This is a genomic window from Flintibacter faecis, assembly GCF_014287875.1.
GTDB classification, from domain to species: Bacteria; Bacillota; Clostridia; order Oscillospirales; family Oscillospiraceae; genus Lawsonibacter; species Lawsonibacter faecis_A.
Genome location: NZ_JACOPN010000007.1, coordinates 59,181 through 78,823, shown reverse-complemented (window position 1 = coordinate 78,823; position 19,643 = coordinate 59,181). Strand labels below are relative to the sequence as shown.

Sequence of the window (19,643 nt, the reverse complement as noted above, 5' to 3'; positions counted from 1 at the left end):
ATAGGACAATGGGGAAATTTCCCCGGAGGACAGAAAGCGGCCGCCCTGTAGGACGGCCGTTTTTACATTCGGTTTCCATGATTCACCGGGAATTTGTGATACTTCACCCCCGCCTGTGGAGACACGCCCCGCAGGGCGGCCAGCTGTTCCACGGTGACGAAAGTGAACCCTCGGGCGGTCAGATCATCGGCAATGGCCAATGCGGCATCCACCGAGCTGTCGTAGATGTCGTGGAGGAGGATGATGTCCCCGTCCTTCACATGCTCGGTGACGGCGGAGACGATGCGGTGGATATCCCGGTCCCTCCAGTCCTCTGGGTCCACCGACCACAGGACCAGGGGACTGCCCGCCCACTGCTCCGCCGCCCGGTCGGTGATGCCATAGGGGGGCCGGAGCCAATAATCTCCCGGCCCGGCGATCCGGCCCAGCAGAGCCCGGGTGCGGCCCACCTGGGCGTCGTAATCCCGGCGGGACAGGTCGGTGAGCATCACGTGGTCAAAGGTGTGTACCCCGATCTGGTGGCCCTCCGCCGCCATGCGCCGGACCAGAGCCTGCCCTTCCGGGTCGCCCGCCAGGCGGGAGCCCACCAGAAAAAAGGTGGCGGGGAGTTCCCGCAGGGCCAGACCGTCCAGCAGCCGCCCGGTGGTGGCGGGCCGGGGCCCGTCGTCAAAGGTGAGGGCCACCAGTCCGCCCTCTTCCGGCAGCTCCACCGAAGCCGCGCCCCCGGCGGGCAGTGCCTCTCCGCCGCCGGGGAGCATGAGCGCCAGTGCCGCCGCCAGCAGGGCCGGGACCCACCATCTCTGTCCGCCCATGACGCACCTCCCGTTTTTGTTCACAGTTCCTATTCAGTATGTGCAGAACTGCGAGGCAAAGCGCAGGAAAATTTTTGTTATGTATCAAACACCCGGCGCTTTTCCAGCCGGATGACCAGGGCGGTGCGGTCGTCGGTGGCCCCCTGTGGGCTTTGGGTGATGAGCTCCCGGGCCAGGTCCTTTGGGCTGGCCCCGTCAAAGCCCTCCAGCTTCTCCCGCAGCCACCGGTCATCCCCCGTGCCGCAGATGCCGTCGCTGACCATCAGCACCGTGTCCCCCGGGGCCAGGCGCAGTGGAAATCGGTCAGAGACCGGGTCCTCCCCGGCGGACAGCCCGGCGGGCAGGGCGGAGCCGGACAGCCGCTGCACCGCCCCGCTGCGTTTGACATAGGTGGGGGCGGCCCCCAGCTTATAGAGCTCCCCGTCCCCGGTGAACAGGTCGATCTGCAAAAGGTCCACCGTGGTAAAGCCCCCGGCATCCTCCCCCCGCAGGGCCAGGGCGGAGGACAGGGTGCTCAACGCCTGACGGGCGGGGACCCCGGCCTGCAAAAACTGTTCCAGCAGGCGCACCGCCAGGGTGCTCTCCCGGTTGGCCTCCGGCCCGCTGCCCATGCCGTCGCACAGCAGGACGTACAGCATCCCGTCGGGCCGCTTGAAATAGGTCCCTGCATCGCCGCTGACCGTCTCTCCACCCTTCCGCTGGGCGGCCACCCCGGCCACCGCCATCAAGGGCTCCTGCTGGATGAGGGACAGGCCGCCCTCTCCCCGGCGCTCCAGACGCAGGGGCACCCCCAGCAGGGCGGACAGCTCACTCAGGCGCTCCGGCCGGGCCAGAGCGGCGCAGCCGGGGCCCTCCGCCTCCAGATGGAGCAGCCCCCGGCTGTCCCGGAAGACCGCCGTGCGTACCTCCAGTCCCAGCTGGGCCGTCATCTGCCGCAGGCGGCGCTCTCCCGTCAGGTCGGGGGTCAGCTCCCGGCTCAGCTCTGTGGCCGCCGAGTGGAGCAGTTCAGACAGCTGGGCGTACTGCTGACAGACAGCGGCCCGGCTCTCCCCCACCCGGGCGTTATACTGCCGCCGGTACAGCAGAGCGGCCAGCTCCCGGTCCACCGCCGCCACATAGGCGGGGAAGTGGAGGCACCGGTCGGCAAAATACCGGGGGAAATCCTCCGCCAGGGCGCAGCCCCGGGCCATCATGGGGGCGGTGGCGTCGTTCATGGCGTTGAAGGTGGAGGCGTAGTCCTGCTTCCAGCACCGGTCCCGCAGGGCGCAGCTCCGGCACAGCTTTCCGGCGGCCCGGTCAAAAATGACGGACACGTCGTTGTCGTTCCGGGGCGGGCGAAAGGCGGCGCGCAGGGTCTCGGACAGGGAGCGAAAGGCGGCGGAGGCCGACTCCAGCTGCCGCTGGACCAGGCGCTCTCCGCCCAAGCCTCCGGGGCCGGATAATTCCGGGTTCAGCCATGCCCCCAGCACCCGCAGGCATCCCCGGGGCAGGGGGAGGTAGGCCAGGGCGGCCAGCGTCCCCTCGTACAGGGCGGACAGGGGCAGTCCCCGGTCCCAGGTCCACAGCAGGGCGGCGGCGTTGGTCCCGGCAAAGACCAGGGCGGCGGCGGGACGCCCCTTTCCCCGCATGGCTCCGGCGGCCATGCCGCCCAGCGCATAGGCCATGGTATACACCGGGGCGGCGTTGGCCCCCAGGTCCATGGCCGCCCCCAGCACCGCCCCCAGAATGGTCCCCGGGGCGCTGCCCGCCTGGCTGGCGGCGGCAAGCACCAGCAGGGCGGCCAGACACCGGCCCAGAGAGATGTCCTGGATCAGATGCAGGGGGGCCAGGGCCAGCAGCACCGTGGCCGCAAGCACCAGCAGCCCCGCCCGTCCGGCGGGGGCGGGCAGCCTGTCCTGCCGTCCGGGGCGCAAGGGGGCCAGGGCCAGAGCATAGCACCGGCAGGCCCCCACGGTGAGGGCGGTCTCCAGAGCGAAGGCGATCATCCCCGAGGGAGTCCAGCCCGACTGACTGCGGACGATGAGCCCGGTGGCGGCGTTGATCGCTCCGGCGACCAGAGGCATGGCCCAGGGGCGGCGCAGGGGCTTCCAGTCGTAAAAGGCGAAGGCCACGGCAAAGGTCAGCGTGGCGGCGGAGGCGCACCGCAGCCCCTGGGTCAGCTCCAGCAGACACACCGAGCCCAGACAGGTCCCCGCCAAGGCGGCCATCCCCCACAATCCGGAGCCGGCCGCCCCCACAAAAGCCACTCCGAAGGGGGCGCAGTCCCCCAGCAGCACCGCCCCGGACAAAACGGCGGCAAGCAGAAAATGGATGCCCGCCTGGGTCCACAGGGCCACGGCAGAGGCGGGCAGGCGCACCTGCCCCGTCTGTCTGGCCCGCAGGCGCAGCTTGAACAATTTGGCGCGGATGGTCTCTTTGGCAGTCATAGCCCTTCTCCTCCTGTGTGTCCGGCCTGGGCCGGTCTCGTATAGTAACTGCCATTATATTCCACACAAAAGAAAACGCCCGTCGAAATCCGGGCCCGGAGACTGTCTGCGGCATGAATTGGGAGTTTACGAACGGCGAAAGTTGCGGTAAAATATGATTTACCGCCGCCGGGTATTCCGGCGGAACGAAACCGGACACAAAGGGAGGGAAAACGCCATGGCGAAGCTGCTGATGCCCGGGGAGGTGCTGGCCATCACCGGGCAGGCCGCCGACCTGCTGCTGCGGCTGGACAACGGGGATGCGGCCCTGCTCTATCTCCACCTGCTGCGCCGGGGGACGGTGAACGATTTGAACTGGCCCCAGCCCCGGCTGTCCGCCGCCCTCTCCCTGCTGCGGGGGCAGGGACTGGCCCCTCAGGAGGTGCCCGAAGCCGATCCGCCCGCCCCGGAGGCCCCGCCCCCGGAATACGCCCTGGAGGACTTAAACGCCGCCCTGAACGACCAGGCATCCTCCTTCCCCGCCCTGTGTGACGAGGTGGAGCGCCGCCTGGGCAAAAAGCTGTCGGCCAACGACCTGCGGGTGCTGTACACCCTGTTCGACCACCTGGCTCTGCCCGCTGAGGTGATTTTGATGCTGGTGGGCTGGTGTACCGAGGAGATGGAGCGGAAATACGGCCCCGGGCGCAAGCCCTTCCTCTCTCAGATCCGCCGGGAGGGCTTTGCCTGGGCCCGCCGGGGCATCGACACCATGGAGCGGGCCGAGGCCCACATCCAGCGCCTGACCCAGCTGCGCAGCCGGGAGGGCGAAGTGCTGCGCCTGCTGGATATCCCCGCCCGGCCTCTGGTGGAGCGGGAGAAGACGTACATCGCCGCCTGGGACGACATGGGCTTTGATAACGAGGCCATCCGCATGGCCTATGAAAAGACGGTGCTGAAAAAGCAGTCCATGGACTGGGGCTATATGAACGGCATCCTCCGCCGCTGGCACCAGAAGGGGCTGCACACCGCCGCCGCCATCCAGGCGGGGGACCGGGACCCCAGACCTGTCCGGGCCGGGGGCGGCCCCCAGCCCCCCCAGCCCGCCGCCCAGGAGCAGCAGGCCCGGGAGGATATGGACCGGATGCGCCGGTTGATGGAACAGATGAAACGAGAGGGAGGCTGATCCCATGTCATATGACGCCAACGTGCTCCGCCGGGCCACCCAGCGCCTGGAGGAGGAGCGCCGGGCCCGGTCCGACCGGGCCGCCCAACTGCGGCAGGAGGCCTATGAGAAGGAGCCCCGCCTGGCCCAGCTGGACAAAAAGCTGCAGGGCACCATGTCCCAGCTGATGGCCGCCGCCCTGCGCCGGGGGGAGAGCACCGCCCAGGCCATCCGGGCCATCCGGGCCCAGAATCAGGAGATCCAGAGGGAGCGGGCCGTGCTGCTGGGGGCCATCGGCCTGCCCGAGGATGCCCTGGATGACAGGCCGGCCTGCCCCCTGTGCGGCGATACGGGCTGGCGGGGGACGCAGATGTGCCAGTGTCTGAAAAGGCTGTGTACCCAGGAACAGATCCAGGAGCTGTCCAAGCTGCTGGACCTGGGAGAGCAGTCCTTCGACAGCTTCCGTCTGGACTATTACAGCCAGACCCCCTGGCCGGGCCGGGGGGCCTCCCCCCGGGAGAACATGGAGCTGGTGTACGAGGTCTGCCTGAACTACGCCCAGAAATTTGGCCGGTTCTATTTCAAAAACCTGTTCCTCTCTGGGGCCCCCGGCCTGGGCAAGACCTTTCTGTCCGCCTGCATCGCCCGCACCGTGTCCGAGGCGGGCTTCTCCGTGGTGTACGACACGGCGGGGAACATCTTCGCCCAGTTCGAGCTGAAAAAGTTCCGGCGGGACGCCCAGGACGCCCAGGAGGCCAAGGACGAGACCCGGCGCTATCTCAACTGCGACCTGCTGATCTTGGACGACCTGGGCAGCGAGCTGACCACCCAGTTCACCCAGTCGGCCCTGTATGAGCTGGTGAACACCCGCCTGGTGGCGGGGCGGTGCACCGTCATCTCCTCCAACCTGTCCATGGACGAGGCCGCCCGGCGCTATTCCCCCCAGATCGCCTCCCGCCTGGCGGGGGAGTACCACGTCCTCCACTTCTTCGGCGACGACATTCGCCTGCTGAAGAAACAGCGCATGTGAGCATAAAATGATCCCCGGCCGAATGGCCGGGGATTCGTTTACCGCACGGGAAGGGGGCACACGGGGTAATAGGTATGGACGGATTCCTCTCCCCGGAGCATCCGCAGGGTGCCCAGGGCCAGAGCCTCCATCTCGTTCTCCCCGGGCAGGATCACGATGCGGCACAGGTCGTGGAGATACCCCACCACCATGTCGGTGAGCATTTTGGAGTGGGCCAGGCCGCCGGTGAGGATGACGGCATCAATGAGCTCCTGAAAGCAGCCCAGCATGATGCCCACGCCCTTGGCGATCTGCAGGGCCTGGGCCCGGTAGACCAGGGCGGCGTGCTCGTCCCCGTTTTGGATGCGCCGCTCGATCTCCCGGGCATCGTGGGTGCCCAGCAGGGCGGACATGCCCCCCTCCCCCCGAATTTTCTTCATCATCTGGGCCTTGGTATACCGCCCGGAATAGCACAGCTCCACCACATACTGCATGTTCAGGCTCCCCGCCCGGTCGGGGGAGAAGGGCCCGGCGTCGTCGGACACCGAGTCGATGATCCGCCCGTGGCTGTGGGCGGAGATGGAGATGCCGCCGCCCAGATGGGCCACCACCAGATTCATGTCCCCATAGGTCCGGCCCATGGCCTGGGCATATTTATGGGCAGTGGCCCGGGCGTTGAGCACGTGGCAGAAGCTGGTGCGGGTCACCTCCCGAAAGCCGGTGACCCGGGCCTCGGGCAGCAGCTCGTCGCTGGTGACTGCGTCGTAGATAAAGGCGGGGATGCCCAGGGGATCGGCAAACGCCGCTGCCATCAGCCCGCCCAGATTGGAGGCGTGGTCGAACACCGTGTGGTGGCGCAGGCAGTCCAAAAGACCCGCGTCCACCCGATACCCCCCGGCCACGATGTTGGGGATGATGCCGCCCCGGCCCACCACGGCGGCCAGACGTTTCAGGTCAAAGCCCTCCCGGGCCAGCCAGCTGCGCACCAGGGATACCCGATAGTCCAGCTGGTCATAGAGGGTGGGGTAGGGGGCCAGGTCCTGGTTGGTGTGGGCAATGCTGCAGGAGAGCAGGGGGCGCTCGTCCTCATATACAGCGGCCTTGGTGCTGGTGGAGCCGGGGTTTAAGACTAAGATCAGCTGGGCCATGGTCACTGCACCTCTTTCCGGTCCGCCAGAGCCGCGCACAGCAGCAGGGACCAATATTTCTCCTGGGCCGTGGCCCCCCGGGAGTTGACCACCACGGGCACCGATGCCCCCATGACCACCCCGGCCATCTGCCCCCCGGCGGGGCCGTACAGGGCCTTGCCCAGTACATTGCCCACGGTGATGGAGGGGCAGAGCAGGATGTCCGCCTCCCCGGCCACCGGGCTGTGGAAATCTTTTTCTATGGCGGCCTGATGATCCAGGGCCAGGTCCAGGGAGATGGGGCCCTCCACCAGGCAGGAGCCGAAGCGGCCGGCCTGAGCCTCAGCTTTCAGCGTGGCGGCATCCCGGGTCTCCGGCATGTTGGGGGAGACCGTCTCCACCGCGCACAGCACCCCCACCTTGGGGCAGTCATAGCCCAGAAAGCGGCACAGCTGCAGCACGTTGTTCAAGATATGCCGTTTTTCCGCCAGAGTGGGGGCCACGTTCATGCCGCCGTCAGTGTCGAAGAGGAGCTTGGGATAGCCGGGCACGTCCAGCACCGCCACATGGGACATGAGCGATCCGGTGCGGATGCCCGTCTCCTGGTCCACCACCGCCCGCAGCAGGGTGCGGGTGGGCAGCATCCCCTTCACCAGCATCCGTCCCCGGCCCTGGCGGATGAGGGCCACGGCCTTTGCCGCGCAGTCCTCCGGGCCGTCCCCGTCCACGATCTGTTCAGGCGGCAGGGGAAAATCCAACTCATGGGCCAGGGCAGTCAATGCGCTGCGCTCCCCCACCAGAATGGGATGGAGGATGCCATCCCGGCTGGCGTCCAGCACCGCCTGCAGCGTGTGTCTGTCATTGGCCGCCGCCACCACCGCCGGGACGGGGGAAATATTCCCCAGCCGCCGCTTGAGTTCCTGAAAGCCGGAAATGACCATATGTGACCTCCTGTGTTCCGCCGGAGCGTGAAATATCGACCTATTTTAGCATGTTCATCAGGAAAAGTATAGCCCCTTGCTGCCGGGTGAATGCGGAAATTCCGACTTGACGAGTGAACCGTTTTCCGCTATAATAGACTTAATTATGAATACTGTGCTGATGTGGCTCAATGGCAGAGCATCTCACTCGTAATGAGAAGGTTGTGGGTTCGATTCCCACCATCAGCTCCAACAAAGAAGTCACGACGAAAGTCGTGACTTCTTTGTTGGGTTCCGCTCATTTTATTCGCTCCACCCTTCGGAGATTTCAATGCTCGGGGTCGGCAAAGCCGCCCCTGCGCAATTCATTTTGCGGGGCAAAACGAATTTACGGCGCATAAGCGCCGCCGGCCAGAAGGCCGGTTTTACCGCTTATCCCTCCCACTGGGCTTCGATTTGGTGGGACGTGATCGGCGGGTAGTGCATCTTTTCCGTCAACACAATGCAGCTCGTCGCAAGCTTCGTACCGCTTGCGACGAGTTTTTTCCCAAAAATTCATCATGCGCTCGCTCCGCTGCTCCTCCTTTCCAAAGGCGGCCTGCTGCGCTGGGCTCGCATTTGGTGTGAAAAGGGACATTTGCCAACGGCAAATGTCCCCTTTTGAATTCTGACTTATATTACTTGCCGCAGGGTTCTTCGATGGTCACGGTGTATTTCTCCAGCAGGGCCACGGGGTGGTAGGACAGCTTGCTGGTGCGCAGGCCTAAGTCGCCGGTGTCGTCCTCCCGGTTGATGAAGTGGACCCCGTCCCGGACAAAGTGCTGGGCAAACTGGGCCACCAGCATCTGATAGCAGCCCTCGTAGTCCCGGTCCGCCTTTTCGATGTGGGTGAACAGGGTGTCCCCCACGATCTCCCCCAGGGAGAAGCCCACGATGTTGTCCTCCACCTGGAGGATGCCCCCCAACAGGTCATAGGTGGCGAAGTGGTCCAGCACCTCGTGGGTCTTGGCGATGTCCTCGTGGAAGGAGGCGGCGGCCTTGTCCCACCGGGCGGCGTAGCGGTCCAAAAATGCCTTCACCTGGGGGACATCTGCCTGGGTCATGGTGCGGAAGGTCCAGCTGCCATAGGTCTTTAAAAACTTGTTCACATGGTTGCGCTGGCCGCTGAGCTTTTTGCCCCGGAAGTACATCAGGTCCTCCGCCCGATAGAGATAGTCAAAGCTGTCCCGCTCGGCCACGGCGGCGCTGTTGGGGAAATACTCCTGCAGCCGGGGCAGCTCGTCCTTGGGCACGGGGTAGAAGGACAGGGGGATGCCCTTTTTACAGCAGTATCGGGCGATCTCCCGGAAGTGCTCTGTGCGGCCCCCGCCCAGGGGCAGGGTGAAGGTCTCCCCCAGGGAGGGGTACTGGACCTTGAAATACAGGCTGTCATCGCAGATGGCCCACTCCGTCTCGTACATGTCCCGCCAGATGAACACGGTTCCCGGCGTGGTGTCGCAGATGCGGCTGCCGCTGTAATTGAAGAAGGAGCGCAGCCGGGGCAGGTCCTCCAGCTGCAGGGGATGAAACTCCAGCATAAAAAAATAACCTCAACTTTTCAAAAAATAAAAGAGAATCGCGTTTATATGCGCCAGCGTGTCGATAAACCCTTTTCTGTCATTCCGAGGAGCGCAGCGACGTGGGAATCCGTAACTCAAAAGCCGAAAATATACTGATAATCATAGCTTTTTGGAACGGATTGCCACGTCGGCCCGTTGGGCCTCCTCGCAATGACAGGCTTTTTTGACAGTCTGTCGCGTTTATATGCGCTGCCCATCCGGGGCAGCAGACGAAAAGCGGCCCGGCCGTTTTTTCGACGGATTTATATTATACCGGACAGGCGGCCATAATACCACCCGGTCACCCCATCTTTTTTGCACAAAAAACCGGTTTTGGTCCGGGCGACCAGGGTCAACTTGTCCCCGGGGGCCACGGGCAGGCGGTAGTCGGTGGAGTCCTCGCACCACAGGCCGTCCGGCCCCATGCGCAGATAGCGGTTCAGGATGTACAGCGTCCGCCCCGTCTCCAGATGGCGGCACAGGGACAGCTCCTCCCCCTCCTCCAGCACCTCCACGGCGCTGCGGCCCCAGCGGATGTTCAGGGGGTCGGCAGAGGGCTGCTGTCCGTCCAGGGCGGTGGCGGTGGGCAGCCCGTCCCAGGCCGTCCAGGTAAAGTTCTGGGAGCCCTCCTCCGGGAGAATGAGGGCGTTGAGCTGGCCGTCTTTTTTCAGCACGCAGCCCCCGTCGATGGAGGCGATGCGCCGCCCGGGCAGCAGGATGGGGGCGGCGGACTGGATGTCCGGGCGGTAGAGGGTGACGGGCCAGTGGCCCACGATGACCCACTTGTCAAAGGCGTGGCCCTGACCCAGAAAATCGTCGTTTTTCATGCAGCGCCACCGGTCCAGCTGATCCATATGCTCCAGAGAGGGCACGCCCCCGTGGACAAAGACCAGGTGCTCCGTCTCCAGAATGGTGGGCATCCGGCTTAAAAACCGCCACTCCTCCGGGTAGGCCGAGCGCAGGTCCGCCCGCAGGCGGGGCAGGTCCTCCGTCTGGTCAAAGCCCCCCTCCCGGGCCAGCTGGCGCAGGGTAGACTCCGGGTGCTGGGGCAGATAGAAGGAGAAGAAGCGCCGGTCCAGCTCGTCCCCCTGAAAAAAGCGGTACACCAGCCCGTCGCAGTTGCCGCACAGGGGATAGACGGTGTGGGTGCGGCACAGGGCCATCACATGGCGCAGCAGGGCCAGACTCTCCGGCCCCTTCTCCAGAATGTCCCCCACCAGGACCAGGATGTCCTCCGGTGTGAGGGCGATCTTGTCCATCAGAGCCCGGAAGAAGGGCAGGTTGCCGTGGATGTCGCTGACGGCGATGATCCGCCGGCCGGCGGGGAAGGTGGGGTGGATGACGATGGCCCGGTCCATGAAGGCGCCTCCTAGTCAGTGTTGCAGATAGTCAAAAAAGTGGCGTGAGCCACTTTTTTGAAACGGGTTTATTCGTCGGCCAGCCGGGCCTCCAGGGCCACCCAGCCGTTTTTCTCCCGGCGGCGGATCACATGCAGACCGTTTTTTTCTAAAGCGGCCTGCACCTCGTCAGCCCGGGTGTCGATGATGCCGGAGCACAGGAACACGCCGTCCTGCTCCAGCAGGGCGGGGACCTGGGCGGACAGGGGGATGATCACGTCGGCCACGATGTTGGCCAGCACCAGATGATAGCGCTCCCGGGCCAGCCGGGCGGCCAGAGCTCTGTCGGCGATGACGTTGCCCGCCATCACGGTATACCGGTCCTTGCCGATGCCGTTGAGGGCGGCGTTTTCATAGGCCACATCCACCGCCTTGGGGTCGATGTCCACGGCCACGGCGTGGCTGGCCCCCAGACACAGGGCGGCAATAGAGAGGATGCCGCTGCCGCAGCCCAGGTCCAGCACGGACCTGCCGGGGAGGGTGTGGGCCTCCACCCCCTCCAGACACAGCTGGGTGGAGGCGTGGGAGCCGGTGCCGAAGGTGAGGCCGGGGTTCAGATACAGGGGGCTGCGGCCCTCGGGCACGGGCTTGTCCCGCTCCCACTCGGGCACCACATACAGTCTGTCCCCGATGGTCAGGGGCTTGTAATATTTCTGCCAGCTATAGGCCCAGTCGTTGTCGCTCAGGGGGGTGACGGTGTGCTCAAAGCCCAGACCGTGGGTGTACCGCTCCAGCTGGGCGTGTCCGTCGGCATCGTCGGTGACATAGAACTTCACCCGGGTGATGCCACGCATCCGGTCCAGCAGCTCCTGGTCCACATAGTCCCAGTACTGGCGGTTCTGCTCTAAAAACTGCAGAAACTCCCCCTCGTCCTCGATGACAAGGCCGTCCATGCCGGCAGCGGCCAGCTTGGCGCATACCTCGTCCAGCTTGTCGGGGGTGGTATTCACGGCGATCTCCAGCCATTTGGTGTCAGCCATAATCCTTGATTCTCCTAATGATTTATTCAGTGTTTCGATAAACCCTTTTCTGTCATTCCGAGGAGCGAAGCGACGTGGGAATCCGTAACTCAAAAACCGGAAATATGCTGATGGGTTTTGGGAACGGATTGCCACGTCGGCCCGTTGGGCCTCCTCGCAATGACAGTTTTTTTGACAGTCTCGATTTATTGTCGGTAGGCTTCAGCGCTCCACGCCCACATAGAACAGGGCCAGTACGCCGGGGCCGGCGTGGGCGCCGATGACGGGGCCCACATAATTCATGTAGACATCCTTCACGCCAAAGCGGTCCTTCACCAGCTGGGCCACCAGCTGGGCGTCCTCCAGACAGTCGCCGTGGCTGATGAACACGGTCTGGTCTCTCAGGTCGATGGCCGTCTGTTCCATCCGGTCCACCAGGGCTTTCAGGGCGGCCCGGCGGCCCCGGGCCTTGGCCACGGTCATCAGCTTGCCGTCGTTATCCACATGGAGCACCGGCTTGATCTGGAGCATAGAGCCCACAAAGGCGGTGGTGGAGGAGATACGCCCCCCCCGCTTTAAAAAGTGCAGGTCGTCCACGGTGAACTGGTGGCAGATACTCAGCTTGTGGCCCACAGCCCAGTCGCGGACCTCGTCGATGGTCTTGCCCTTGGCCCGCTCTTTGGCGGCCAGCCACACCAGCAGCCCCTGGCCCAGAGAGGCGCACAGGGTATCCACGGTGTAGATTTTCCGCTCGGGATATTTCTCCCGCAGCTCCTCGGCAGCGATGGCGGAGGAGTTGTAGGTGGCGGACAGGCCGGAGGAGAAGGCCAGCACCAGCACGTCACGCCCGGCCTGAAGCTGGGGCTCCATGGCCTGGAGATATTGCTCCACGTTTACGGCGGCGGTGGTGGCCGTCTGGCCCTCCCGCAGCATCTTGTAAAAGGTGTGGGGGGAGAGCTCGTGGTTGTCGGGATAGTTGTGATAGGTCCTGTCCTGAATGGTAAAGCTCAGCGGCAGGACCTGAATATCCATCTCCCGCACCAGGTCCTCCCCCAGGTCTGCAGAGGAGTCGGTGAAGATGGCGAAATCATAAGCTTGGGACATTTATGGATGCACTCCTTTCCATAGGCGGCGGGGCGAAGGCCCCGGTCATTTTTTGCTCTTGTGGCCCGGCTCCGGCTGCTCGGGCTGTAGAATATCCAGAATGCGGGCGCAGGCCAGCTGGGCGGCATAGCTGCGCAGGGCCAGGTCCAGGGCCATCCGGGCCAGGTCCCCCCGCTGGGCATCGCCGTCGATGGTCTGGGCGGTGTCCGTCAGGGCCCGGTCCAGGGCGGCACAGAAGTAGTGATACAGCGTCTCGTTGTCCTTGCCCGTCTGCTGGCCGGCGGACAGCAGCGCACCGATGTCCCGCACGGGCAGCACCTTTTTCAGGGCGCACACGGCGGTGAGATAGCCCAGGTGTACCGGTCCATAGCGCTTGCCGTCGGCCCGGGGGACCAGGCCGTCTTTGATATAGTTATTCACCATGGCGGAGGTGAGACCCTCACCCTGGTCAAAGTGGATCAGCTGCCGGGGCATATAGGAGATGATCTGGTCCATATACAGGGCCAGGTCGGGCAGCTCCTCCCACTGGGCGGGGCGCTCCTGCTCCATGCGGCTTTTTAATTCTCGTAATTCCTCCATAGGGCATTTCTCCTTCTACCAGTCATTATCGACATGGTATCACGGCATAATGAAAATTGCAATTCATTTTCTTGTGGAGGGGATGCGGCGCTCCATGCGGCGGCGCAGCTGCTCCATGGCCTGGCGGTGGCTGGTGGAGCGCATTTTGGGGAATGCGGCCATCAGACGGCGCTGGCCGAAGGCCCGGCTGTCCAACTGAGTCTGCAGCTTTTCCCGCCAGGCATCCAGCTCGGCCCGGGCCCTGTCGTGGCCGGCCTGAAGGCGGGCCGCCCGCTCCTGGGTGTGCTGGCGCAGCTCGTCCTCCATCTGCTCCCGCTTCTGGGCCAGTTCATCCTCCAGCCGCTCCCGCTTCTGGGCCAGCTGCTCCTGAAATTCCGCCCGGCGCTGGGCCCACTCCTCGGCGGCGGACTCCCAGTCCTCCTTCCAGTCGGCGCTCTTTTCTGCCGCCTCCAGTACCCGGTCGGCCAGATTCTCGCCGAACTCGTTGGAGGCAGTTTTCAGCCGCCGGGCCAGCTGATCGATCTGATCCAGCTGGCGGTTGATCTTTGCAATGGTGCGCACCGTGGCGGCCAGGTCCACCGCCATGGCGGCGGAGAACAGCCCCAGCAGCACCCAGCCCAGGGTGTGGGGGATGAGGCGGATAAAAAATTCAATGGACGGGTGGAGAATATCCACCACGAACAGGCAGGCAAAACCCCACATGATGGAGAACTCCAGGCAGATATAGCCTCCCAGGTTGAAGGGCTTGTCAGAGTAGTCCCACCACCGCTGGCGGAACAGCTTTTCCAACACAAAGCCGGTGGCCCACTCCAGGGCGGAGGTGAGGACCACCGAACCCAGAAACAGCAGCACGAAGTTTCCCTTCAGAGGTTCCAGCCCGGCCAGCACCACCACCACGCCGCAGCCGTAGATGGGGCAGACGGGGCCATTGAGAAAGCCCCGGTTGACAAATTTGCCTGTGCGCAGGGCGGCATAGCTTACCTCGGTACACCAGCCCAGAAAGGCATAGAGAAAGAATATCCACAGAAGTTGATACATGGGCCCTCCCAATAAAAAGATTTTGGATATAAATTATACCCCAGTTAGCACAGAATGTCCAGAAAAAGCAGGCTGAACTTGTATCCCGGCGGGAAAATGGGGATTGAACTGCCTTTGGAAAGCTGGCATAATAAACAAGATATATCTGCGGAAGCGAGAGATGGCTATGGCAACGAAACACATATGTGTGGGCGTGACGGCCCATGTGGACGCGGGCAAGACCACTTTGAACGAGGCCCTGCTCTATACCGGGGGCCAGCTGCGCCGCCTGGGCCGGGTGGACCACGGGGACGCCTATCTGGACACCGACCAGCTGGAGCGGGAGCGGGGCATCACCATATTCTCCAAGCAGGCCCTGCTGCCCCTGGGGGAGGACAAGGAGCTGGTCCTGATGGACACCCCGGGCCATGCGGACTTCTCCGCCGAGATGGAACGCACCCTCCAGGTGCTGGACTGCGCCGTGCTGGTCATCAGCGGCACCGACGGGGTCCAGGGGCACACCCGCACCCTTTGGCGGCTGCTGGAGCGCTACCACCTGCCCGTGTTTCTGTTTGTGAACAAGATGGACCTGGCGGGGGCGGACCGCTCCGCGGTTTTAAAAGCGCTGAGGGAGGGGCTGGACAGCCGGTGCACCGACTTTACCGCCCAGCGGAGCGCCCGGGACGAGGAGATCGCCCTGTGCGACGAGGGGGCGCTGGAGGATTTTTTGTCCGGCGGAGCCGTCCCCGACGAAGCGGTGGCCCGCCTTGTGGCCCAGCGGAAGCTGTTCCCCTGCTGGTTCGGTTCGGCGCTGAAGCTGGAGGGGGTGGAGGAGCTGCTGTCCGGCCTGGAGCGCTATGCCCCCGCACCGGACTATCCCAAGGAGTTTGCTGCCCGGGTGTTTAAGATCACCCGGGATGACCAGGGCAATCGCCTGACCTGGATGAAGATCACCGGCGGCAGCTTAAAGGCCAAGACCCCCCTGTCCGGCGGGGCGGGGGAGGAGCGCTGGGAGGAGAAGGCCGATCAGCTGCGGCTGTACTCCGGGGCAAAGTTCCGGGCGGTGGACCGGGCGGAGGCGGGGTGCGTGGTGGCCGTCACCGGCCTCAGTCACACCCGTCCCGGCCAGGGACTGGGGGCCCAGGGGGAGGGGGAGCGCCCCGCCCTGGAGCCCGCTCTGACCTATGAGCTGATCCTGCCCCCGGAGGCCGCCCCCCACGCCGCCCTGCCCAAGCTGCGCCAGCTGGAGGAGGAGGACCCCATGCTCCGCTTTGTGTGGGACAGCCGGTGGAAGCAGATCCAGGTGCGGCTGATGGGTCAGGTGCAGCTGGAGATCTTAAAGCGGGTCATCGCCCAGCGCTTTGATCTGGAGGTGGACTTCGGCCCCGGCCGGGTGCTGTATCGGGAGACCATCGCCGACACGGTGGAGGGCATCGGCCACTTCGAGCCCCTGCGCCACTATGCCGAGGTCCATCTCCTGCTGGAGCCCGGCCCCAGAGGGAGCGGGGTGCAGCTGGCCACCGCCTGCTCCACCGACCAGCTGGACCTGAACTGGCAGCGGCTCATCTTCACCCACCTGCTGGAGCGGGATCACCCGGGGGTGCTCACCGGCTCCCCCCTCACCGACGTGAAGATCACCCTGCTGGCCGGCAGGGCCCACGAGAAGCACACCGAGGGGGGCGACTTCCGTCAGGCGACGTATCGGGCGGTGCGCCAGGGGCTGATGCAGGCGGAGAGCGTCCTGCTGGAGCCCTTTTACGACTTTACCCTGGAGGTGCCCGCCCAGTGTGTGGGCCGTGCCATGACGGACATCCAGGCCATGGGGGGCACGGTGGAGCCGCCCCAGAGCCGGGAGGACATGACCGTCCTCACCGGCTTTGCCCCAGTGGCGGGGATGCGGGACTATTGGCAGACGGTCACCGCCTATACCCGGGGGTGCGGGCAGCTGTCCTGCACCATGCGGGGCTATGAGCCGTGCCACAACGCCGACGAAGTGGTGGGGGAGATGGGCTATGACCCGGAGCGGGACGAGGAGAACCCCGCCGGCTCGGTGTTCTGTGCCCACGGCGGGGGCTATTACGTCCCCTGGGACCAAGTGGCGGCCATGGCCCATGTGGACAGCGGACTGACCCGGAACACCCCGGAGGAGCCGGAGCCCTCCGCTGCCCCCGCCGGGGGGAGCTTGGACCGCCGGGGGGGCAGTCTGGAGCAGGACAGAGAGCTCCAGGCCCTGTTCGAGCAGACCTATGGCCCGGTGAAGCGCCCCGCCGCCTTCCAGAGCCAGAAAAAGCCCGCCCGCACCAGTCTCAGCGAGAAGTATGCCATCCGGGACCAGCAGACCGGGCCGGAATATCTGCTGGTGGACGGATATAACATCATCTTCGCCTGGGACGACCTCCACGCCCTGGCCCGGCAGGATGTGAACGCCGCCCGGGAGGTACTCACCGAACTTCTGATCGAATACCGGGCCTTCCGCAAATGTCAGGTCATTCTGGTCTTCGATGCCTACAAGGTGAAGGGGGGCGTGGGCTCGGTGGAGCGGCGGGACGGCATCTATGTGGTGTACACCAAGGAGGCGGAGACCGCCGACGCCTATATCGAAAAGACCACCTATGACCTGGGGAAGGACCATCGGGTGCGGGTGGCCACCTCCGACGGCATGGAGCAGTGGATCATCCTGGGCCATGGGGCCCTGCGCCTGTCCGCCCGGGCCTTCCGGGCCGAGGTGGAGCAGACCCGGGGGGAGATCGCCGCCCTCATCGCCCGCCACAACGTGCGCCCCCGGGAGGAAAACAAACTGAAACACACGGCCAAAATCAAAAAGCACTAAAGAAGAGCTAAAAAGACAGGGCCCGGCCAGCCGACGCTGACCGGGCCCTGTGAGATTGTTAAAAAAGCCTGTCATTGCGAGGCCGATTCCCCTTGTCAAGGGGAAATGTCCCGAAGGGACAAAAGGGATAGGGAGGCCCAACGGAGGGATTTCGGGCGGATCATATCCGCCCCTGTACCGGCTCCTGGGGTAAGAAACAAAAAGCCTTCCCCTGGGGGAAGGTGGCACGGCGTAAGCACCCGCAAGGGGTACGCCGCATTCGTAAGGCAGCAAAGCTGCCAACGACTGCGCAGCCGTGACGGATGAGGGGAACGCCATCGACATCTGAGCGCTCCCGACGGAACGGCTAGAGCCTTCGCCCCGCAGGGGAGAAGGTGGCATGGGCGCAAGCACCCGCAAGGGGTACGCCGCATTCGTAAGGCAGCAAAGCTGCCAACGACTGCGCAGCCCATGACGGATGAGGGGGACCACGGGGATGCACCCGTTATCGACGGGCCGCTGGGGACAGCGGCCCCTACGAAATCTATCGTAACCCTGCGTAGGGGCGGATGTCCCCATCCGCCCGTTCGATGACCGTCGCACCCATGATACCAACCCTCATCCGCCCCCTGCGGGGGCACCTTCCCCCTAGAAGGGGGAAGGCTATGTTCGTTCTGACGCAAGGGTTCCCAGCCCTTCGGCGTTCCCCTCATCCGCCCCAGTGTGCCCACTGGGGCACCTTCCCCCGGGGGAAGGCTTAGGGACGTGGGGTCGGAATCCTTCCGTCACGGCTTCGCCGTGCCACCTCCCTTTGACAAGGGAGGCTGCCCTCTCAGTCACGGCTGACGCCGTGCCAGCTCCCCCACAGGGGGAGCCAAGACGGTCAAAAAAGCCTGTCATTGCGAGGAGGGCATCGCCCCGACGTGGCAATCCGTTCTCAAAATCCATGATTATCAGCACATTTCTGGTTTTTGAGTTACGGATTCCCACGTCGCTGCGCAGCCGTTGGCGGCTTTGCTGCCTTACGGATGCGGCGTACCCCTTGCGGGTGCTGCGCTCCTCGGAATGACAGAAACGGGTTTATTGACACGCTGACCGGGCCCTGTCTTTGTTTAAACTCACTCGATCTTGTCCCACAGGACGATCTCCCCCGCCGCCAAAGACGCGGGCACGTCGATGAGACGCTGGTTGTCAGAGCCCCGGAAGCGGATGCTCAGATTCTTTTGGGCCAGGACGAAGGGGCCGTCCACCAGCACGTCCAGCAGCTCCAGAATCTCCCGGCTGTGCTGCCCCACCTCCCCGGCGGCCAGGCGGGGGAAGAGATAGCCGGAGTAGCACCAGATGTCCTTGTCCGGGAAGCGCTCCCGCACCCGGCGGACCAGGCGCAGGATAGCCGGCTGATTTTCCGGCTCCATGGGCTCGCCCCCCAGCAGGGACAGGCCGTGGATATAGGGCCGGGACAGGGCGGACAAGATCTCCTCCTCCTGCTCCGGGCCGAAGGGCTTTCCATAGTGAAAATCCCAGGTCTCCGGGTTGAAGCACCCCTCGCAGTGGTGGGTGCAGCCGGAGACAAACAGAGACACCCGCACACCGGGGCCGTTGGCCACGTCGATGGGCCGGATATCCGCGTAATTCATGTTGCAAGACCTCCCTGCGGCCTGTTAAGCCGCAAACTTTCTTCCTTTTGGCGGTCTATGGCCCCCCGCAGCTGGTCCTTCAGCAGTCGGTCGATAAAGTCTACCAGCTCCTCCGCCGAGCATTTCAGCTCTCCCAGCACCCAGCTCTCCACCACCCCGGCCAGGGCGATGACATAGAACTGGGTCAGCAGCTCTCCCTGCCCCGGAGCCTGCAAAAAGTGCGCCTGACGATGCAGCTCGTCCACGGTGCGGTGGATGATGGCATGGATGTCGTCCCGAAAGAACATGCTGATGTAGGACCGGCCCAGGGACTGCAGCGCGCAGCGGCACACGGCCCGGTTCTCCTCTATGTAGCGCAGCAGCTGCAGCAGGCCCTCCTGCCACAGCAGGGCCCCGTCGTGCTGCCGCAGCAGGGACACCGCCTCCTGCTGGAACATCCAGCGCACCAGGTCATAGATATCCTGAAAGTGATAGTAAAAGGCCTGACGCTTCAGGCCGCAGTCGTCGGCCAGCTCCCGGATGGTGATTTTATCCAGGGGCTTTTGGACCATTTTTTTCTTCAACGCCTGGCACAGCATGGCCTTGGTGTGTTCAGACACAGCGTATGGCATGGGTCTCACCGCCTTCTTAGGCATTATAGCATGGGAAGAAAAATCATACAATCTTTCTTATGTGTAAAAATTTTGACAAGACAGGCCGGATTGCAGACTGTTTTTCTCCCGGACCTTCCCCTATGATGTTACTCTGATATGGAGGGAAGGAACATGACACACCGCTATCACATCACCCTGCACAGCCCCATGGGCCCCCGGGAGGGGGAGCTGAGCCTGACCGGCGAGATGAACGGCACCGTGACCGGCGTGTTGTCCCTGTTGGGCTTTCAGCAGCCGGTAGCCGGCTGCGAAAGCAGTGGCCACATTCAGCTGCAGCACCGCCTGCGTACCGCCATGCAGGAGCTGGACTGTGTCTCTCTGCTGGAACTGACCGGAGAGACCATCACCGGCGTGACCCACACGGACAAGGGCTCCATCCACTGGACCGGCGTGAGGCGGCCGGACTGACGGCCCTTGCGCGCGATCCCCCGATTCCCCGACAAAGGAGTGTATTC

At 64.4% G+C, this 19,643-nt stretch carries 16 protein-coding genes and 1 tRNA gene; 5 read left to right on the top strand and 12 right to left on the bottom strand.

Features of this window, described 5'->3' with window-relative positions; genetic code table 11:
* Window positions 1-62: 62 nt before the first annotated feature.
* Both H8S55_RS10490 and H8S55_RS10485 read right to left on the bottom strand, forming a co-directional pair.
* On the bottom strand, window positions 63-812 hold the full coding sequence (locus H8S55_RS10490) for a polysaccharide deacetylase family protein (RefSeq protein WP_186878929.1): 750 nt from the start codon (window positions 810-812) through the stop codon (window positions 63-65).
* Between the two features lie 77 nt (window positions 813-889).
* Window positions 890-3,238 carry a SpoIIE family protein phosphatase gene (locus tag H8S55_RS10485; protein WP_186878928.1) on the bottom strand — a complete coding sequence of 783 codons (2,349 nt, stop codon included), beginning with the start codon at window positions 3,236-3,238 and terminating at the stop codon, window positions 890-892.
* A gap of 217 nt (window positions 3,239-3,455) precedes the next feature.
* Between H8S55_RS10485 and H8S55_RS10480 the strand changes: the two genes are divergently transcribed.
* Together H8S55_RS10480 and H8S55_RS10475 are read left to right on the top strand one after the other, a co-directional pair.
* On the top strand, window positions 3,456-4,400 hold the full coding sequence (locus tag H8S55_RS10480; RefSeq protein WP_186878927.1) for a DnaD domain protein: 945 nt from the start codon (window positions 3,456-3,458) through the stop codon (window positions 4,398-4,400).
* Between the two features lie 4 nt (window positions 4,401-4,404).
* A complete protein-coding gene (locus H8S55_RS10475) occupies window positions 4,405-5,409 on the top strand; it encodes an ATP-binding protein (RefSeq protein ID WP_186878926.1) in 1,005 nt (334 codons plus the stop codon).
* A 38-nt stretch (window positions 5,410-5,447) separates the two neighbouring features.
* Here H8S55_RS10475 and buk read toward each other — a convergent pair whose 3' ends face one another.
* Window positions 5,448-6,536, bottom strand: coding sequence for a butyrate kinase (buk, locus tag H8S55_RS10470; protein ID WP_186878925.1), 1,089 nt, complete (start codon window positions 6,534-6,536; stop codon window positions 5,448-5,450).
* Window positions 6,537-6,538: 2 nt separating this feature from the next.
* A complete protein-coding gene (locus H8S55_RS10465; RefSeq protein WP_186878924.1) occupies window positions 6,539-7,456 on the bottom strand; it encodes a phosphate acyltransferase in 918 nt (305 codons plus the stop codon).
* A gap of 156 nt (window positions 7,457-7,612) precedes the next feature.
* Between H8S55_RS10465 and H8S55_RS10460 the strand changes: the two genes are divergently transcribed.
* Window positions 7,613-7,687 (top strand) — tRNA-Thr (locus H8S55_RS10460).
* Window positions 7,688-8,112: 425 nt separating this feature from the next.
* On the opposite strand, the gene H8S55_RS10455 is transcribed toward H8S55_RS10460, so the two are convergent.
* The 6 genes from H8S55_RS10455 to H8S55_RS14380 all read right to left on the bottom strand — a co-directional run bounded on the left by H8S55_RS10455 (window position 8,113) and on the right by H8S55_RS14380 (window position 14,110).
* A complete protein-coding gene (locus H8S55_RS10455; protein ID WP_186878923.1) occupies window positions 8,113-9,012 on the bottom strand; it encodes a DUF2156 domain-containing protein in 900 nt (299 codons plus the stop codon).
* Window positions 9,013-9,296: 284 nt separating this feature from the next.
* The gene (locus H8S55_RS10450; protein WP_186878922.1) at window positions 9,297-10,391 is read right to left on the bottom strand and encodes a metallophosphoesterase; all 1,095 of its coding nucleotides are present in this window, start codon (window positions 10,389-10,391) and stop codon (window positions 9,297-9,299) included.
* A gap of 68 nt (window positions 10,392-10,459) precedes the next feature.
* Window positions 10,460-11,410 (bottom strand): 50S ribosomal protein L11 methyltransferase, encoded by a 951-nt coding sequence (prmA, locus tag H8S55_RS10445; RefSeq protein WP_186878921.1) that lies wholly within the window; start codon window positions 11,408-11,410, stop codon window positions 10,460-10,462.
* Between the two features lie 201 nt (window positions 11,411-11,611).
* A complete protein-coding gene (locus H8S55_RS10440) occupies window positions 11,612-12,493 on the bottom strand; it encodes a DegV family protein (protein WP_186878920.1) in 882 nt (293 codons plus the stop codon).
* A 45-nt stretch (window positions 12,494-12,538) separates the two neighbouring features.
* Complete coding sequence (locus tag H8S55_RS10435; RefSeq protein WP_186878919.1) at window positions 12,539-13,072, bottom strand: DUF1836 domain-containing protein; 534 nt, start codon at window positions 13,070-13,072, stop codon at window positions 12,539-12,541.
* 63 nt (window positions 13,073-13,135) lie between these two features.
* On the bottom strand, window positions 13,136-14,110 hold the full coding sequence (locus tag H8S55_RS14380; protein WP_186878918.1) for a putative ABC transporter permease: 975 nt from the start codon (window positions 14,108-14,110) through the stop codon (window positions 13,136-13,138).
* A 160-nt stretch (window positions 14,111-14,270) separates the two neighbouring features.
* Between H8S55_RS14380 and H8S55_RS10425 the strand changes: the two genes are divergently transcribed.
* Window positions 14,271-16,919, top strand: a complete 2,649-nt coding sequence (locus H8S55_RS10425; protein WP_436233156.1) for an NYN domain-containing protein — start codon at window positions 14,271-14,273, stop codon at window positions 16,917-16,919.
* A gap of 1,097 nt (window positions 16,920-18,016) precedes the next feature.
* Here H8S55_RS10425 and nrdG read toward each other — a convergent pair.
* Together nrdG and H8S55_RS10415 are read right to left on the bottom strand one after the other, a co-directional pair.
* The gene (gene nrdG, locus H8S55_RS10420; RefSeq protein ID WP_186878916.1) at window positions 18,017-18,535 is read right to left on the bottom strand and encodes an anaerobic ribonucleoside-triphosphate reductase activating protein; all 519 of its coding nucleotides are present in this window, start codon (window positions 18,533-18,535) and stop codon (window positions 18,017-18,019) included.
* Window positions 18,532-19,146, bottom strand: a complete 615-nt coding sequence (locus H8S55_RS10415; protein ID WP_186878915.1) for a TetR/AcrR family transcriptional regulator — start codon at window positions 19,144-19,146, stop codon at window positions 18,532-18,534. Before H8S55_RS10415 ends, nrdG begins: the two co-directional genes overlap by 4 nt.
* Window positions 19,147-19,299: 153 nt before the next feature.
* On the opposite strand from H8S55_RS10415, the gene H8S55_RS10410 reads away from it, so the two are divergent.
* Complete coding sequence (locus tag H8S55_RS10410; RefSeq protein WP_147562594.1) at window positions 19,300-19,596, top strand: hypothetical protein; 297 nt, start codon at window positions 19,300-19,302, stop codon at window positions 19,594-19,596.
* Window positions 19,597-19,643 lie beyond the last annotated feature (47 nt).

Coding starts and splice junctions, on each gene's coding strand:
- H8S55_RS10490 (WP_186878929.1), bottom strand. CDS start 812: ATGGGCGGACAGAGATGGTGGGTCCCGGCCCTGCTGGCGGCGGCACTG.
- H8S55_RS10485 (WP_186878928.1), bottom strand. CDS start 3,238: ATGACTGCCAAAGAGACCATCCGCGCCAAATTGTTCAAGCTGCGCCTG.
- H8S55_RS10480 (WP_186878927.1), top strand. CDS start 3,456: ATGGCGAAGCTGCTGATGCCCGGGGAGGTGCTGGCCATCACCGGGCAG.
- H8S55_RS10475 (WP_186878926.1), top strand. CDS start 4,405: ATGTCATATGACGCCAACGTGCTCCGCCGGGCCACCCAGCGCCTGGAG.
- buk (WP_186878925.1), bottom strand. CDS start 6,536: ATGGCCCAGCTGATCTTAGTCTTAAACCCCGGCTCCACCAGCACCAAG.
- H8S55_RS10465 (WP_186878924.1), bottom strand. CDS start 7,456: ATGGTCATTTCCGGCTTTCAGGAACTCAAGCGGCGGCTGGGGAATATT.
- H8S55_RS10455 (WP_186878923.1), bottom strand. CDS start 9,012: ATGCTGGAGTTTCATCCCCTGCAGCTGGAGGACCTGCCCCGGCTGCGC.
- H8S55_RS10450 (WP_186878922.1), bottom strand. CDS start 10,391: ATGGACCGGGCCATCGTCATCCACCCCACCTTCCCCGCCGGCCGGCGG.
- prmA (WP_186878921.1), bottom strand. CDS start 11,410: ATGGCTGACACCAAATGGCTGGAGATCGCCGTGAATACCACCCCCGAC.
- H8S55_RS10440 (WP_186878920.1), bottom strand. CDS start 12,493: ATGTCCCAAGCTTATGATTTCGCCATCTTCACCGACTCCTCTGCAGAC.
- H8S55_RS10435 (WP_186878919.1), bottom strand. CDS start 13,072: ATGGAGGAATTACGAGAATTAAAAAGCCGCATGGAGCAGGAGCGCCCC.
- H8S55_RS14380 (WP_186878918.1), bottom strand. CDS start 14,110: ATGTATCAACTTCTGTGGATATTCTTTCTCTATGCCTTTCTGGGCTGG.
- H8S55_RS10425 (WP_436233156.1), top strand. CDS start 14,271: ATGGCTATGGCAACGAAACACATATGTGTGGGCGTGACGGCCCATGTG.
- nrdG (WP_186878916.1), bottom strand. CDS start 18,535: ATGAATTACGCGGATATCCGGCCCATCGACGTGGCCAACGGCCCCGGT.
- H8S55_RS10415 (WP_186878915.1), bottom strand. CDS start 19,146: ATGCCATACGCTGTGTCTGAACACACCAAGGCCATGCTGTGCCAGGCG.
- H8S55_RS10410 (WP_147562594.1), top strand. CDS start 19,300: ATGACACACCGCTATCACATCACCCTGCACAGCCCCATGGGCCCCCGG.